This window comes from Dyadobacter ginsengisoli DSM 21015 (assembly GCF_059568735.1).
Genome location: NZ_JCANTY010000014.1, coordinates 140,824 through 157,536 on the forward strand (window position 1 = coordinate 140,824; position 16,713 = coordinate 157,536).

Annotated in this window: 12 protein-coding genes and 1 pseudogene; 4 read left to right on the forward strand and 9 right to left on the reverse strand. The window is 46.2% G+C overall.

Annotated elements, in window-relative coordinates; genetic code table 11:
• Positions 1–39: 39 nt before the first annotated feature.
• Both BP71_RS36170 and BP71_RS36175 read right to left on the reverse strand, forming a co-directional pair.
• Positions 40–3,666 carry a SusC/RagA family TonB-linked outer membrane protein gene (locus BP71_RS36170; RefSeq protein ID WP_496386549.1) on the reverse strand — a complete coding sequence of 1,209 codons (3,627 nt, stop codon included), beginning with the start codon at positions 3,664–3,666 and terminating at the stop codon, positions 40–42.
• A 51-nt stretch (positions 3,667–3,717) separates the two neighbouring features.
• Entirely contained in the window at positions 3,718–4,737 is a 1,020-nt protein-coding gene (locus tag BP71_RS36175) for a FecR family protein (RefSeq protein WP_496386550.1), read from the reverse strand.
• Between the two features lie 219 nt (positions 4,738–4,956).
• Here BP71_RS36175 and BP71_RS36180 point away from each other — a divergent pair, with 219 nt between their 5' ends.
• Positions 4,957–5,514 carry an RNA polymerase sigma factor gene (locus tag BP71_RS36180; RefSeq protein ID WP_496386551.1) on the forward strand — a complete coding sequence of 186 codons (558 nt, stop codon included), beginning with the start codon at positions 4,957–4,959 and terminating at the stop codon, positions 5,512–5,514.
• A 149-nt stretch (positions 5,515–5,663) separates the two neighbouring features.
• Here the strand turns inward: BP71_RS36180 and BP71_RS36185 are convergent, their stop codons facing one another.
• On the reverse strand, positions 5,664–5,828 hold the full coding sequence (locus BP71_RS36185; protein ID WP_496386552.1) for a hypothetical protein: 165 nt from the start codon (positions 5,826–5,828) through the stop codon (positions 5,664–5,666).
• Positions 5,829–5,885: 57 nt separating this feature from the next.
• On the opposite strand from BP71_RS36185, the gene BP71_RS36190 reads away from it, so the two are divergent.
• Positions 5,886–7,889 (forward strand): FG-GAP repeat domain-containing protein, encoded by a 2,004-nt coding sequence (locus tag BP71_RS36190; protein ID WP_496386553.1) that lies wholly within the window; start codon positions 5,886–5,888, stop codon positions 7,887–7,889.
• 802 nt (positions 7,890–8,691) lie between these two features.
• On the opposite strand, the gene BP71_RS36195 is transcribed toward BP71_RS36190, so the two are convergent.
• The 5 genes from BP71_RS36195 to BP71_RS36215 form a co-directional block, all read right to left on the reverse strand.
• Positions 8,692–8,994: a TlpA family protein disulfide reductase gene (locus BP71_RS36195; protein ID WP_496386554.1), complete on the reverse strand. Its 303-nt coding sequence runs from the start codon at positions 8,992–8,994 to the stop codon at positions 8,692–8,694.
• 2 nt (positions 8,995–8,996) lie between these two features.
• Positions 8,997–9,386 (reverse strand): hypothetical protein, encoded by a 390-nt coding sequence (locus BP71_RS36200; protein WP_496386555.1) that lies wholly within the window; start codon positions 9,384–9,386, stop codon positions 8,997–8,999.
• Between the two features lie 1,185 nt (positions 9,387–10,571).
• Positions 10,572–10,766 (reverse strand): hypothetical protein, encoded by a 195-nt coding sequence (locus BP71_RS36205; protein ID WP_496386556.1) that lies wholly within the window; start codon positions 10,764–10,766, stop codon positions 10,572–10,574.
• Positions 10,767–10,903: 137 nt separating this feature from the next.
• Positions 10,904–13,603 (reverse strand): ABC transporter permease, encoded by a 2,700-nt coding sequence (locus BP71_RS36210; RefSeq protein ID WP_496386557.1) that lies wholly within the window; start codon positions 13,601–13,603, stop codon positions 10,904–10,906.
• Positions 13,604–13,619: 16 nt separating this feature from the next.
• Positions 13,620–13,955: a PadR family transcriptional regulator gene (locus tag BP71_RS36215; RefSeq protein ID WP_496386558.1), complete on the reverse strand. Its 336-nt coding sequence runs from the start codon at positions 13,953–13,955 to the stop codon at positions 13,620–13,622.
• Positions 13,956–14,437: 482 nt separating this feature from the next.
• On the opposite strand from BP71_RS36215, the gene BP71_RS36220 reads away from it, so the two are divergent.
• Both BP71_RS36220 and BP71_RS36225 read left to right on the forward strand, forming a co-directional pair.
• On the forward strand, positions 14,438–14,686 hold the full coding sequence (locus BP71_RS36220; RefSeq protein ID WP_496386559.1) for a hypothetical protein: 249 nt from the start codon (positions 14,438–14,440) through the stop codon (positions 14,684–14,686).
• Between the two features lie 672 nt (positions 14,687–15,358).
• On the forward strand, positions 15,359–16,186 hold the full coding sequence (locus BP71_RS36225) for a hypothetical protein (RefSeq protein ID WP_496386560.1): 828 nt from the start codon (positions 15,359–15,361) through the stop codon (positions 16,184–16,186).
• Between the two features lie 208 nt (positions 16,187–16,394).
• On the opposite strand, the pseudogene BP71_RS36230 reads toward BP71_RS36225, so the two are convergent.
• Positions 16,395–16,713: pseudogene (locus BP71_RS36230) on the reverse strand (hypothetical protein); the annotation flags it as partial.

Consider the following 16,713-nt stretch of genomic DNA (forward strand, 5'->3'; position numbering starts at 1 on the left):
GGCATTGCTTAAATGCCTCGTCGTCATTTGTTTATGATTTCAAAACTGTGCACTCAATTTCAAGCCAAATGAAGCTGTCCAGGGTGCTGCGTTCCAGCGGTCAAATCCCTGAAGCAGGGCAGCTCCGTCTCCATTCGCACGGTTGAATGCAACTTCCGGATCAAGATTGTTTTTTGCCTTCGTCCACACCACAAAATTCCGTGCAAACAAGGACAGGGAAAGGCTTTGCGCACCGATTTTCTGTGCGAATCCGACCGGTAAAGCATAAGAGAGTGCAGCTTCCCGCAGTTTGATATACGAGGCATCGTAAATCCACATATCTACGCCTTTGTCCCACCAACCGCTGCCTGGTTCAATGATGTCATTATCTGTAACGAACACTGTTCCGGGTCCTCCGAAATTCTCTTTGTAGCCGCCGTTGCCATCGGAAATGACTCCCGGGAAGAACGCACCGTTGTCTCTGCCGTTAACAGGAAAGCCTCCCAGATCTTTTGTACGGCCGCCTACGTACACTTTATTGTCACGATATATCTGCGGATTATCCCTGATTTCCTGAGCAAGCAGATCGGCATTTCCCCCGAAAGAATTACTTCCCAAAATGCCAGAGAACGTACTTGAACTGATCCCATTATGCCAGTTTTCAATATTACCGCTACGCGCCATACGCAGCATGGTCATGGAATAATAGTCACCTCCCTGACGCCAGTCGAAGTTGGCGGTTAGCGACAATCCCTTGTAAGTCGCTGTCGTCTGGATTCCCATCATGAAATCGCTGATGACGTTCCCGATTTTTTCGAGGTTATTTCCACGAACTGTTTTTCCGTTTGCGTCCAGCAGTGTCCATCCTTTGTAAGGGCCGTCAGCAACACGGCGCACATCATATCCATACAGGTCACCGATACGCTCGCCCACTTTGGTCCGGGCGTAAATTCCGGTGCTTTCCCAAAACGCGTAAGTATCCATACCGTCCGCAAGTTTGGCCAGTTTGCTGCGGTCTCGAGTGAAATTCACGTTCACATTCCAGCTGAAATCGCGTTTTTGTATGGGCGTCGTACGCAGTTCTATTTCAATTCCATGGTTTTCTACCACGCCTGCATTAACCTGCGCTGCGGAATAGCCTGTCATACCAGGAATTGTTACATTCAGTATCTGGTTTTTGTTGGCCTTGGTGTAGTAGGTGACGCCCACACCTAAACGTTGCCTGAAAAACGAAGCGTCAATACCGAATTCTTTCGATTCTGCATTTTCCGGTTTGAGGTTGACATTTGGCATTTGCGTCTGACGTGCATAGGTAACCTGTCCGCCGAAAGTCCCTGACGAGAGATACTGATCCAGGGCGTACGGATTTGTGTCCTTACCAACCTGCGCCCAACCTACACGTACTTTCAATAAGGAGACAGCGGCGGGAAGTTGAACCAGATTCGAGATCAAAACACTCAGCGACGTGGAAGGATAAAAGTAAGATCTGTTGTTGGCCGGCAATGTGCTTGACCAGTCGTTGCGGCCGGTAAGATCCAGGTAAAGCATGTCCTTATATCCAAGTGAGGCGACACCGTAAGCGCTATAAACCATCTTCTTGCTTCTTCCGCTTGAATAACCAACGGTGTTGCGGCTTACATTATCCACTGTGAAAAGGCCGGGCAGTACCAGGGCCGTTCCGCCTGCATATATGCTGTTTCCGTTAATAGCGAGTAGGTTACCTCCCGCTGAAATGTTCATAGAAAAATCTTTCAGATCCTTTTTGTATGTCAGCAACACGTCCGCATTTGTTTCGTCGGAGTTGGAAAGCTGATTGGAATAAAAACCGTTTGCCTGCCGTGTGTACGAAAGTGGGATGTTGTGCTCCCGGCGCAGCCCGTTGTTACTATTCGAAATCCGACCCATCAGGCTAAGGTCACTGGTCAGTTTCCAGTCCAGTTTGATGTTTCCGTATAAGCGCATTTCCTTAAATTTGTTCACTTTCTCATAGGCTACAAACCACGGATTGTCATAAATAGAACTGACGCTGTACTGTTGTTTGTTTTTGACAGCCCAATAATCTTTCAGCGCATTGATGTCCACGTGTTGGGGGAGCAGAAAAAGAGATTCATATGGATAATCGCTTCCGATCTGTACCGGAGAATTATCGGAATGCGATTTTACCAGATGGACATCGGTTGAAACCTCGAAATTCTTCGAGACTTTGTAATTTGCCGCAAGGTCAAATGCATTTTTGAAAAGCTCCATGCCGGGTCTATTACCGGTCCCCCGGGTGTCTGAAATTGACAACCGATAACTGCCGCGATCACTTACACCTTGTACGCTCACGTCGGTAACGTAGTTGCTGCCCGTGCGGAAATATTCTTTGTAATTATTTGGATAAAATTTGAGGGGAGTAGCCACGCCGTTGGAATTCCACTGAACTGCCGACGTGCCTTCTTCGGGTCCAAACCAGTATTGAGAAGCCGATTCGTCAAACAATCCGTTTTTACCGGTTGTGAAACGGGTTTGTGTTGGAATGTATTTGTAAGGAACGGCCGCAGTATAACCCGCGTTGAAGGAAACGCCTACGCCTTTTTTGGAACCTGTACCTTTTTTAGTAGTGATCAAAAGTACGCCGTTTCCTGCACGAGAACCGTAAAGAGCAGCGGCGCTGGGGCCTTTTAATACTGAAACACTTTCAATATTGTTCGCATTCAGGTCGGAAACGATCTGCGCGTTATCGCCTACCGGAATACCGTCAATGACGATCAGTGGTGAGTCTTTGCCGGCCAGAGAAGTTTTTCCACGGATTACGATCTGGGTTTCTGCGTTGAGATCCTGGCCTGCGCTGGTAATGCTCAGTCCGGCCACTTTGCCTGTAAGCGCGTTCAGTACATTGGTATGCGGCACCGTTTGCAGCTGTTCTGACTTGATTTCGCCAATCGCATAACCCAGTGAACTTTTTTCCCTCGAAATTCCAAGTGCCGTTACCACCACCTCTTTTAATGCTTTCACATCTGCCTCCAAAGTAACATTTACCACAGACCGTCCGCCAATGGCTACCTCAGCCGGCACATAACCAACATACGAGAAAATGAGCTTTCCTTGTCCGTCTGGCAGGGAAAGCGTGTAATTTCCTGCCACATTGGTGCTCGTACCCTGCGTAGTTCCTTTAACGAGAATGCTCACACCCGGAAGCGGCTCGCCGGTTATTTTGTCGGTGACGGTACCACCAACGTTCAGCACAGCCTCTTGTTTGCTAAGCGCTTTAACTTCCACCGAGCGTGGTCCGGTATTGTCTTTTGGGAAAATGAACTGACTGTTTGGTGCGAGCGGTCTCATCTCGTTGGCAATCTCCGTTTTGCGGGGAACAATCAAGTAGACTTTTTCACTCAGTTTTTCATAATCAAGATTGAGATTTTGAAGCAGGCCTCCAAGCTCATCTTTCAGTGAGATTGATTGCGTGCGGTCCGCGGGTGCTTTTTTGTCCGTGATCGTGCTCCGGTCATAGGTAAAGAATATTTTGTATCTGCCTTCAATCTCTTTCAGGATGCTTTTAAGCGGTTTTAAATCCTGTCGTGCTGACTTATTCATGGCTGCCGGGCTTTGCCGGTAGGCCAGTAATTGTCCATGCGACGCAGAATTCGCCATCAGGAAAATACCTGCCGCAAACACGGATTTAATAAGCGAAGTAAACTTTTTCATGTAGGCTATTAGGTTTAGGAATTCTGGAAGTGAGATTTAAAATGGAGTGAATTAAGACTTTTCGTTGCCGTGAAACCGGTTTTGTATAATGATGTTTTTATTGACCCGTTTGATGTCCAGATCGTACACTTTTGACAATGCCGTGAGGAGCACGTCTACGCTGTCCGACGGGAAGATTCCGTTAAAATGTTTTTCGGTGCTGACATTTTTGTCAACTTGCACTTCGTAGCCATAATTCTGTTCAAGCAGCTGTACTACGTCCTGAATGCTGGCATCCTCAAACACAAGCTGACCGTCTTTCCAGGAAGTGTATTTGGCTGTATTGACCTCTTTCCTCGCAATCTGATGCGATTTTTCGGAGAACTCCACCATTTCACCAGGCGCCATTACCACGGGGTTGGTATCCGGATTTCTGCTGGTAGTCAACTGTATTTTACCGGTGGTAAGCACCACTTCGGTTGTCTCCGGGCGCTTTTTTATGTTGAATTCCGTTCCCAAAACTTCAACATGAAGGTCTTCTGTATGAACGATAAAACGTTTATGCGCCATCGTGTGCCTGACACTAAAATAGCCTTCCCCGTCTAGCCATACCTCGCGGCTTTGCCCATTTTCCCAATTGCGGGGCAGCGTCAATGTTGAATTCCCATTCAGCGTCACCACGGACCCGTCTGGTAAATCAATAGATTTGGTTTCCCCGCCCTTCGTAGCGTAAGTTCTGTTCATAAATGGATTTTGCGGCCATAAAAACAACGCGGTAAGCAGGAGCGAAACCGACGCTGCGGCCGCCCATAGAAAGGGGTTCTTCCTGTAAAACGGGACAATTTTATTTTTGCTATTTTCCCAGTCTTCAACCGAATCCATTAGTCTTTTCCTGGCATTCAGAGTATGTTCATAAGAAGGGTTGGTATCTGGTGCCTTGAGAGACTCCAGAATTCGGATTGCCTGATCGACAATGATTTGCTTTTCCGGATTGCTGTCGATCCAGTCAGACCAGCGTTTTTCGTGCGCCCGGTCCGTTTTTTCGTACCAGGCAATAAATGTTTCATCAAGTATCAGATCTTCGGCTTGCATTGTAGTCGTTTAGGTAGTGCCAGTTTATTACCAGTGCAGGCCGGAGGAATCATATAATCACATTTTTAAAAGTTTTTCTAAAAAAATAAAATAGCTCCGATAAGTCATCTGATTTTTTGGAAGAACATATGAAAGAGCGCTATTGAAAATCGATACCAAACACCGTTATGTAAGTGTAGGAGAATTTGAAAATGTAACTTTGACCAGAAACCATTTAAGATGACCGAAGCATTACTATGGCAGAATTTTAAGGGAGGTAGTAAGGCGGCATTTGAGGGAATTTTTACGCTCTACCATAAGGATTTGTATCATTATGGTCGTAAAATGACTAAAAATGGTCCTTTGCTGGATGATATTATTCAGGAATTGTTTTTGGAATTATGGCAAAGCAAAGAACAGTTGGCTGATGTGATTTCGATAAAAGGTTACCTCTTCCGTGCACTGAAGTTTAAACTTTTCCGGGAAATTAAGAGAGAGGGGAGGCTTCCCCTGCTTGCCGATGATTGGGAGGAACAGTCCGTTATTAGTTACGAGGCAACTTTGGTGGAGGAACAAACAGAATTTGAACTGAAACAAAGATTGACGGCACATATCGATGGCCTGACGAAGCGGCAGCGTGAAGCACTTTACCTTCGTTTCAACAGTCAGTTGAGCTACGATGAAATTGCCGCAGTGATGGATATCAGTTATCAGGGCGCTGTTAATATTGTCTACAAATCAATCAAATTTTTGCGAGAAAAAATGCTTATTCTAATTGGGTTCTGTTTGATAAACTAACGAGAAAACTTATTTCTATATCTTCAAAGCCCAAACAATACTTATACTTTCCGGCACTATTTGCACCGCAGATGATGTAAAAGTGCGTGACTAAGCAACTTGCTTGGGTGGGTTTAAACCATAGAGGTGTCTTGCGGAGAATTAATCAACTAATCTGTAATAAGGTCGATAGGGGTGTTATCTGCTCTAAGGCGTTTGAGCAATTCATTAATGGCTACTTTTCCGGCTGGGCCGGAGTCAATGAGCGAAAGGCCTTTATTTTGACCGTTTTGCATGCCCGGCTCAAAATAATTTTTTTGAATTTTGATTATCAAACTACTGGAGATTGCACTAGGTAATGAACAGCATCGTCTACCCGACCGAATTACATCATGTTTAACATTGCCATCAAACGGCTCTCAGCCCCCTTTTTCTTTGTTGTATGGATTCTTTCGATGCCCGTTTGCGGGCAGTACCTTCCGCAAAGCGGACATCCGATCAAAGTGGCCGCCACGCACAGTCCATTCGCTTTGCCGTCGATCAACGGCTGCATCATGGGATTGGCCGATATTCCCGACGGGCGGGGAAAAGGTCTTTTCATGTACAGCGACAAGTTTAATCCGGGTACTTTTTATTATCCATTTGAGAAACTCAACAGTGACGGCGTACCTGTTTTTGGTAATGCCATTAAAATAAAAGCAGCTGTTGAAGACGAAGTGCAAGGCAGGGCAGTCATCATGCAAAACCAGCGCAATGAAATACTTGGGTTCTGGGCATCGGGAAAAAGCCTGGTTTCAGGCAAATTCAACCCCAAAACCAATTCTTTCAGCGCCGGGCAGACAATCGTCGTCAAAAATCTGCCGGGCACCATATCGCACTTCGGCGTCTTGAAGCTCGCTGTCGGCCAGTATCTTTTCACCTTTACCGTAGCCGATACCATTGTCAATCCCAGGTATCCGATCCCAGCCAAAGAGCCTGCGCATCGTCATGATTTCGAATCGTACGACCGGGGCGGGTTCTGGCAGACGCAACTGCTCAAGACCGGTATCTACGGAGCTTTTGTCAAAAACCTGGACCTACAAGAAATAGAAGCGCAACCTTTGACAGATTTGAATCAGACTTATTTCAACCTGGAAGGGTACTGTCTTTATGAGTCCGGGGACAGACAGTATCTTCTGGCGGGAACCACGCTCGGCAATATCCACGCCTACCGCATTGACGTTCAAAACAAGAAGCTGACATTTTCAGGATATCTGAAAGACCACAAAAATCAGTTGTTGAGAAATCCTGTCATTCATCAATATCTGGCCTATTTCAAAGGGAAAGATAATGATGGGTTGATCAGTGCGGGGGAAGGGGGAATATGGTTTTATAGGAAGCAAGTACGTACATCGGCCTCCGGTGACCTGATTTTTGAAAACCCCGTCCATATACTTCAAACGAATGCTGATCTGTTTGGCGGTTCGCTGGTCGTGCCTGAACTGGTCGACTGGGATCAGGATGGAGACCTGGATATTGTGTCTGGAAATTCCCTGGGTAACATCCAATTCTTTGAAAACGCCGGCAGCAGCGCGGTACCGAAATTTAAGATACCCATGAATCTTCGCGCTGGAGGGGATCCTATCCATATTCAGCCGGGATATAACCAGAATATTCAGGGGCCCTACGAAAGCCGCTGGGGGTATGTCAGCCCAACCGTTTTCGACTGGACCGGCGACGGCCTGCCCGATATCCTGACAGGCGATTCCAGGGGCAAATTCAATATTTATGTAAACACCGGCAAAAAAGGAGCAGCTTTTCTTGAACCCGAGCATGCAGTATTCGAGCATGGATTGGATGTTCACGGCACATGGCGGGTCAAGCCGGGTGTCGGCGAAATGGACGGGAAAAATGCTTATATTATACTGGACGAAGAGGATGAATTTCACCTTTACTGGCAACTGGACAACTTCAATGTTACCGACGCAGGGAAGCTGATGATTGGGGACAGCATGCCGATCAGGGCCAATTTTCGCGGCGGCGGCGAGGCCGGCCGATCCAAAATCCATATCGTGGACTGGGACCAGGATGGGGTGAAGGATTTGCTGGTAGGCGTACCTAAATATTCAACCGTTCCAGAGCCCAAAAGGGGAATACCTTACAGGCTCAGGGAAAAGGGGGCCGCCGTCCTTTTTTTACGAAATAGCGGCAGCGAATCAAAGCCGGTTTTTGAATATCCGGTCCCGCTTCGGTTCAAAGGAAAACGATTGAATGTAGGACACCATGAATGCGGGCCCACAACCGGCTATTTCGGCCCGGGCGGAACATTGAACCTGGTCGTCGGGGATGAAACGGGCCGGTTCTTTTTTTATGAACGAAAAGATCTTCAATGGGCCCCATATCAGGAAGAGTATTAGTAGAATGACGTGTATCGGTTTAACAGAATGGTTTTCAAGACAAATCTTTTTACTTTTTTTACATTATTTATCAGCTTTTCAGCGGAGTCGCAAGAAAAGCTGTTTTCAGAGGAATTTATATTTGAAAAAGCCCCTTTCAAAAGTTGTCACGCATCAACAAATTGCTGATACACCATCGGGCCTTGTGGTAGCGTGGTTGCAGGAAGTTGTGAAGGCAATCCGGACGTAGAGATTTTGAAATCACCAGCGACGGACGAAAAACCTGGGAAAGAACGCAGCCCGCCCACTCCTTTAATGTCATTCAGCCAAGTATACTTACTAATGCCGACAGCTGCATACAGGTACTGAGTCGGAGTAAGGATCTGCTTTTTCCATTTTAGGCAGATCAATACAACCCGTTACATCACCAGCTCTGAACTAATGGAGCACATCGGGGCAAGGACGGGCAAGAGCATTACTTTCAGACAAAGGTGATAGCCCAGCTCCGCGACGCCGGCGTGCTAATCGCAAGTAGTTCCCGCGGGTACAAGCTCCCGGCGAGCGAAGCTGATCTTATGATTTCGTAGGCCATATTAACACGATCATCTCGCCAATGCTACCCCGAGTAAAACGTTTCCGGGACCAGGTCAACACAGCAACTTCCGGCGAAATTGATATCTCGGCCCACGAGGATTATGCCCTGATACGGAAAGTTTTGATTGATTTCTAAAATTGACAACCATGGAATACAAATCTTTATCAGCACTTATTAACGATCAGAAGGCATGTAAAGCAATTTTCCAGTTTGTTTAGCGTCCAGTCATTACTGCCTGCTTGGAATCAATTTGTCCATTTGCTCTGACAGGTTCTGAAGCCCAGTCAGACCCTCGTCTCTGAAAACAATTTTCCCCTCCGGATCGATAAGTATTAAAGTCGGATACGCCGTTATTTCATACGACCTGGTAATCGATGGAGCTTGTTGTGAATCAAATAGCTGATTCCAATCAATTTGACGTTTTTGGATGAAATTCCTGACGACATTCATATCTCTGTCGTAACAGACTCCGACCATTACCACCTTGTTTTTGTCAAGGGTCTCATGCATTTTTTTTAGTCCCGGCAACAACTTTATGCAGGGGCCACACCAGGTCCCCCAAAGTCGAGTAAAATATATTTTCCTGTCAAATTACCCGACGATATAAGATTCCCGGACAATACATCCCGCCCAGAGAGTTCATTTGCGATAAAGCCTATTTTGTTTTCCGTCACATTTTGAGATAAAGAGACGGGGCTTAGCAAAAGCGTATCTCCCATTGGCGATACCCCGTCAAACACAAACTTTTTGTCACCCCAAAGAACAACATCTCCCGGAATATATTTATTTACACCAGGCGTGTTAGCATTGGCATTTTGCTTCGCCGCTGTGTCGGAAACGACGGTTAGAAAAGTTGACTGTCGTGTGAAATCATAGCTATTCTTTGAAAAAACCCGGACCTCATTTTTTTGTTTGCCCCACAAAGCGTCGTATGCAGATATTGATGGGGACGGACTATAAAGTGAATCCGATTTTCGATCGAATCTCCGTGATCGATATTAAGTTGAACAGGCTTTATTATCGAATAGTCGAATACCAGATCCAACGTTTGTCCGTCGGCTACTTTTAACTTTCCATTAAAGGTCTTGTAATTTCCCTTTGTCGGGCTCGTGAGTGTGTCCGGAAAATATTCGATCGGATCATTTGTCAAATCGTAATCTGAGTTTTTATCGATTACAATGAAATCGACATTCTCGCCGGTCCGGCCGATCATAACGGGAATTTCCTTATCCGGCCCTTTCAAGTATAAACTTCTGGACAATGACCAGTAACGCTTCGGGAAAGCAGGGACTTTGATATCAAATGCGGTTGCGAGCGGGTGTATATAATTATAAGAGTACACGGTGGAGTCCAACACGGATGCCAATGGGTAACGGATCGAATAGGTGACTGACTTGGGAGCCGAATAATATGACTCGATTTGCGTCCGATTCAATATTCTCTGAAACAAATTTACCGGTTTATTTTAATTTATGCTCGAGAAGTAGAAGACGCAATGCGACCTAATTGACCTGTATTATTCATGACGCATCTATGAGTCAAGCTCATTCGCTGATAATAGAATTATGTTAGTAGAAGACTTCGGCATCAGTGTCGTTCCTAGAAAACATTTCGAGGTACCAGTTTTCGGGAACCCCCGTTGTCATAGTTGTAGAACTCCGCCAAGAGATATCATTTAACTATTTTTGAACGCTGATCTGAAAGCGTTATGAGACGTGTTTACAAAATTCGCTGACCTCTTACCGTCGAAATATAAAAAGTGGTATAAAAAGGGAAATTACTCCTGATAAAGACATGAATACTTATACAAAGGAAGAGCTGCAAGAAGCTATGAGGTTCCATGTCTCAACCATTGGAAAATGTGAAAAGGCCCTGCCTAAATTGAAAGAAATTTCAGCTCAGAGTACAGTACTCTTCCGGAGGATTAAAGCTCTGCACATTTCAGTTTTGATAAAAAGAGAATTATCATACTTACAGCGGTAAATATGGCATTACGTTACTACTGGCTATAGCACCGAGGACAGCACTTCGCAGGAGGTTGAATCGCTTTGCAGATGCAAGGTGTCCAATGTTGCACCCGGAAGGAAAACGGTATATGGTCATAAGAATTATGCTTGACGGATAGTATTAGCATATAACCTCATTTTTATGCTCCTGCCAATCCGATCTTTTTCAGATTCAAAAACAGCGATTTCATTTAATGGATTATTTTCAAAATATTCAATAAATGAACGCAGCTCCTCCGGTGTGAGTTGTCCGGATAAGTATTTTTTCCAGGCAGTATCAAAATCGTAATGATCCATTTTTTGAATTGAACCTTGAAACTGAATTGTCTTTTTAGATAAACCCTAAGCTGAACTTAAATCAATTTACAGATTACAGAAGTTTAGTATCTGCAAACAGGCTAGGCATCTAGAATTTGTCTCTGGTCCTCCTTTTGTTACTCACTACGTAAACTTTTAACAGGATTCATCATACCAGCTTTGATACTCTGAAAACTTACCGTCAGCAAGGCAACCCCGACGGCGAGCAACCCTGCCAGGGCGAAAATCCACCAATCAAGAGTGATTTTATAGGCAAAATCTTTCAGCCATTGATTCATGGCCCACCAGGAAAGAGGAGAAGCCAGTAAGAGTGCTATCAGGATGAGTTTCAGAAAGTCCTGAGAAAGCAATGCCACGACGCTGCCGACCGACGCGCCGAGTACTTTCCGGACGCCAATTTCTTTGGTACGCTGTTCGGCTGTGTAGGTAGCCAGGCCGAATAGCCCCAGACATGCGATGAAGATTGTCAGGCTTGAAAAGAGCGTTAGTACCTGCTCTATTTTTTGCTCGCCTACATACACCTGCTTGAAGCGGTCACCCAGGAACGAATAGGAAAAAGGGGCTGCGGGTGAAAACGACTCCCACTGCTGCTTCAATGACGCCAGCAGCTCCGGCAGCTTTTCAGTACGGGTTTTGACGAGAACGTTACCTGAATTTCTTCCCAAAAACATAGCTAGTGGCCCGATCTTCTGCCGCAGGGATTCGAAATGAAAGTCGCTTACGACACCAACAACCTTGTAAATTACATTTATGCCATTTCCATCCGTGTAGCCGATTAACTCCCTTCCGATCGGATTCTGCTCCCAGCCTAACGCCTTTACAGCCGTTTCATTCAAAATGACGCCCGAGGAGTCGGTAGAGAAGCTTTTTGAGAAATTACGCCCCTGCACGACATGTATCCCCAACGTCGGAATATACTCAGGATCAACAAAATAAAACCGGCTCATGACGCCCTGGTCAGGATTGTCCTTGGCCCTTACGGTAGTATTATCCATGTTTGACCTCCCCACCGGCACTTGTCCCGAAATGCTACCCATAACCACTTGTGGTGATCGAACAACCTTGTCCCGAAATACGGTTTCGTTGTTTCCAAGCATATGCGTATCATGAATCACCAGCACTTGTTCACGGTCAAAACCGACTTTCTGTGCTTGCATGTAACGTAGTTGCCGGTCCGCGGTTACGGTTGCAATGATCATTGAAATGGTGACAAAAAATTGAAACACCACCAAACCGCTTCGCAGGTTGAAGCTCCCGCGTCCGGTTGCAACCCGCCCTTTTAATACCAGGACAGGCTTAAATGAAGACAGGTAAAAAGCCGGGTAACTGCCCGCCAGCAATCCCACCAGCAAAGTTCCCGACAATAAGCCCGCCATTACCGAGGGATCAGTCAATAAATTGATTGTAAGATTCTTGCCTGTCAGTTGATTAAACAAAGGCAATGTCAGAGCGACCAACAGTACCCCAACCGTCAGTGCCACCATGGCCAGCAGGAACGTTTCGATCAGAAACTGTTGCTGCAATTGCCCTTTTACAGAGCCTAAAACCTTGCGTACACCTACCTCGCGTGCGCGCCGGACCGCCGTGGCAGTAGACAGGTTCATAAAGTTTACGCAGGCTAATAGCAACATAAAGGCAGCAATGGCGATTAGCACATATACGTACATGATAGTCCCTCCCTTCTCCGGCTCGGCCCTGGCGTACAGATGAATCTCGGTGAGCGGTTCCAGAAAAACGCCAAAGTCATTTCCCTTTTCACGGAATTGTTTCGGGGTAATTTTCAGCCATTGCTGTATTTCACTTCCAATCTGCTTTTCTGCGAGCCGGGAGATTTTAGTCTCCAATTTTTTATAATCGTAATGCTCGGGGAGAAGTACATAGGTTTGAAAGTTAATGCTGGATATCCATCCTGCATAGTCAAAATTTTGATCTTCGCCCACTAGCGTAGCTAGCATATCGAACTGAAAATGGGAGTTCGCCGGAACTTTCCGAACCACACCCGTTATCCGATAAGGCCTCTTTTGATTGCCAAATAGCAAAACTTTCCCGATCGGGTCCTGGTTGCCGAAATACTTTTGGGCCGTCTCTTCGGTCAATACCACGGTGTTAGGCTCGGTCAACGCCCGCTCGGGATTCCCTTTCAGGAACGGAATGGTGAAGACATCGAAAAAAGACGAATCGGCGAACAGCAGATTGTCTTGTCTGAATGCGGTGGTTCCATAGCTGACAAACTCGTTCCCGCCACGCGTACGCGCCGCACTTAAAACTTCCGGAAATTCCTGTTTCAGGTCCCGGGCCGCATTTTGGCCCATCATGGGGCCGCCAACGTTCCTGCCGTCCAATCGCGCTTTGAGCCCGACCCGGAAAATACGGTCGGCTTTCTCATTATAACGGTCGAAGGAGAACTCATCCTGCACATACAGCATGATCAGAATGCAGGTAGCCAATCCGATGGCCAAACCGATGACATTAATGCTGGTGGAAACCTTTTGCCGTTTCAGGTTCCGAAGCGCGATTTTTAGATAATTCCGAATCATATTATGGCTATAATAAAGAGCGGATGGCTCACCAAATTGCCGCCCAGTTGAAGAATACTTACTTTTTTGTCTTTTGATAAACGCCGGGCGCATATAGGCCAGCGCTTCCAGCCAGTACCTTCTTCTGGCTTTTGACACTCCCTTACTTTGGACCCGTAGCGCGTAGCGCTCCTGCAAATCACCCAATATTTGCTCCCGCAGGTGCGGCGCGAGCAGCTTTTTTATAAATCTTGTAATATGCCTGGGGGGCTGAGCTGATCTGTGCTGTTCTGATTTCATGGCTTCCGGGATTTAATCAGTTCCATTCCAGGCGAATGACGGGCAGGATCCGGTCCCATAGCCGGTTACGGACAGCCCTAGATTCTTCCAGAACACGACCGCCCAAGGCAGTTACCGCGTAAAGCCGTTTTCTCCGGCCGCCTCTTTCCGACGTTGCCTCGCCCCAGACAGATCTTAAATAACCTTTTTGTTCAAGACGCTGCATGGATGCGTGCACCGCGCCCGATGTTACGATGTTGCCCGTTTCGCGTTCCAGTTCTTCCGCAATGGCGATCGTATAGGCGTTGGGCGACAAAGCTGCAACCGCTAGCAGAACGATCTCTTCGAATTCACCCAGATCACTCCTTCTCATTTATTAAGCAAGGTTTATTCAATTTTACCATATAATCTGTTTCTGTATAACAAATGTTGTACCAAGAAGCGAAATAAGCCAAAAGGCCGTAGATTCAGCCATTTAACAAAAATACCGAATGGTAATCGTCCGATTTTGGACAATGAGTGTTCGGCCCGGGACAGAGGACGAAACTGCAAAACACAATTACCTATGATAAGCTCATTGAGGTCAGGGAATTGCCATCGTAGATTTTGAGCCTGAATCATTTCTTGGGGCAGAGATCCTGACAGGAATCCGCAAAGGCCTTGCGCTGGACCTACACCATCGGGCCAAGACTAAGGCTCCAAAGAGAACTTCAAATCTACTTTCCCGATGTCTAGCCAGCCGATCAGCAAGCAAATCCTGGCCAGGATCAAGCGGAGTACCTGGCCAGGTACGAAATCGAAATGGACGACTGGTCGGCAATCATTCTGCTGAACAACCAGGCCCAGTTTCAAAACATGGATAATCAACTCCGGGCAATTCTGGGTGAGAACAAAAAGCTGAGTGGCAAGATCAAGGATTCCGTGAAGACGGTAAATTTTAACACCATCTTGGAAGCTTTCATCCACGGCTTAGGTAAGGGATTGCCGTATTCGATTACTGCACTCAATCTTGGTACCTTGTATTACGTATACATGAGTACGTATTTGGATTACCAGCGGATCGAGGATTTTGTTTCAGCTTACAAAAATGCACCGGACTACTAGGCACTATTCCGCGAAGGTGAGACGGAAACGTCAGGCGGCATCGAGTATCTCATTCTCTCGCCTTCAAAACGTGGCAAATATGTATTCGGAAGGTCTTACGAATTCGACTCGCGACGAGATTTGGTCAAAGTGCCCTTGCAGAGGAAACATTGATCTAGAAGCGGTACAGAAAAGTCTAAATGCGCTCCAAAGGAATCTTTAAAGGATATTAAGAGTCAGAAAGTGCTCCAAACAGTCAAAAAGTAATCCAGAAAAATCATTTAAAGGAAAATTTGAGCCAGAAATGGTCAGGAAGGATCCTGCACGGTGGTTTCCTCCACAGCCAGCTATCGCCGGTACGTCGCAAAAAGCGACTCCCCGGCGGAGCTGGCCATGGGAAAACCCCTGGACCCCTGCTATTCGCCTTCCGGCTCATAGCCGATTAGGGAACCAATAGAACACCGGCGTCGCGTTACTACTGGTGCATTTGTCTTGAATTTTTACCAGTGGAAGCACAATATCATTTAATGGTAAGTAGTGAAGAAATATTGGCGTTTTCACCCAGTGTTAACTGGTTATTCGGAGCCCGGCCAAAGCAAAAGCGTATCTCGTCGAAGTATTACATAGAAGGTAGGGCGAACTGTCGGCATCTAGAAGTCACAGGAGTATCTATAAGCATCCTCAATAGTCTTTATGCTCATTAATCCTGCTAGTGGAAGTGGAGGGTTGTTGTATCTTGCAGCATCGTATGCTCTTACCTTATCACGTGTTGTTATGAAAGGAGTTGTAATCTCTCTGTCAATTGTCGCCGCTGTTGTTGTGGCTATGTTAGTCTTCAAGCCTGACCCGCAGACTACCGAAGGTGGCGGCACTAATAGATCAGCGTCAGCACCAGGGGAACAAGCAGCGGCTGCCTCGCCGGTGATCAAGCGTAATCCCGTTTATCAGATAATGTCTGCGGATACCAATGAATTCAAAAATGCAGTTTATCTGGAAATTCTCATCCAGGACAAAATTACAGTGGAGGAGATGATCGCAATTGCTCACAAGGAGCGCAAGACATACGGTGGAGACACGCGGCTGCATGCTGGATTCAGATACAAGTCGATGAATAACCCATATTATGGAACCGCTTCATACCTAGTTGACTGTTCTGACTGTGAACAACGGGACGAAGATGGCGAGCCAATCTCCGCAATATTGAGGTACAAAGAATCAACAGAACTGGAGACTGCAAATATTCTTCCGAAGGGTATGTCAGAAGATGCTGTTATCGCGAGATTTTATGATCACGGATGGGAGCGCAACGCCCTAATTGCCTACACTAATAAATCGAAGACCAAAGCCTCGTACTATTGGCTTTATAAAGATGAAGATCCCTACGAGCACAAACTACGTCCATTGGGTAATGGATTATTCCGAGTGATTGAGACAGGGGCCAAGTATCTGGTAACCAATGATAAAGTAGAATACATTCAGACGAATGGCACTATCAGCTATACATATGAACGGTCAAAGTAGGCTTACCGACGAGAAGATCTGCGTTGGAGCTTTTCTATTTCTGTTGGAACATGCCGTTGGCATGAATCAAGGAAATCATCACCGAACTTCGTTAGCTCGTACTGCATCGTATGTCTTGTAATGATGGGGACTATCTCATTAACTGTGTAAACTTCCAATCGGGGCTGGGAGAATTTTGCTATTTAGCCTTTCCCGCTGCCGGCCGCCGTCAATCAAGCTCGGGTTGAGAAGGCAAAACCACCTTGTCTATTATCTCAAATGGCATTTCCATCTTGGGAGAATTATAATTGCCGCCGGTAAATACGACTGCCAGTTTCAGGAATGGGAATATAAAAAGGTACTGTCCACCATTACCCCGGGTGTGAATAGCATCTAACTTTTTTCCCTTAAACTTAAAAGAGTTTCTCCACCAGAGATAACCATAGGGGATTTTTCCCGCTAACCGAACCTGCTCTGATGTTGCGGTGTCAATCCAATTTTTTGAGATCACCTGATGGTTCTCCCATTTTCCCTGGTTGAGGATCAGT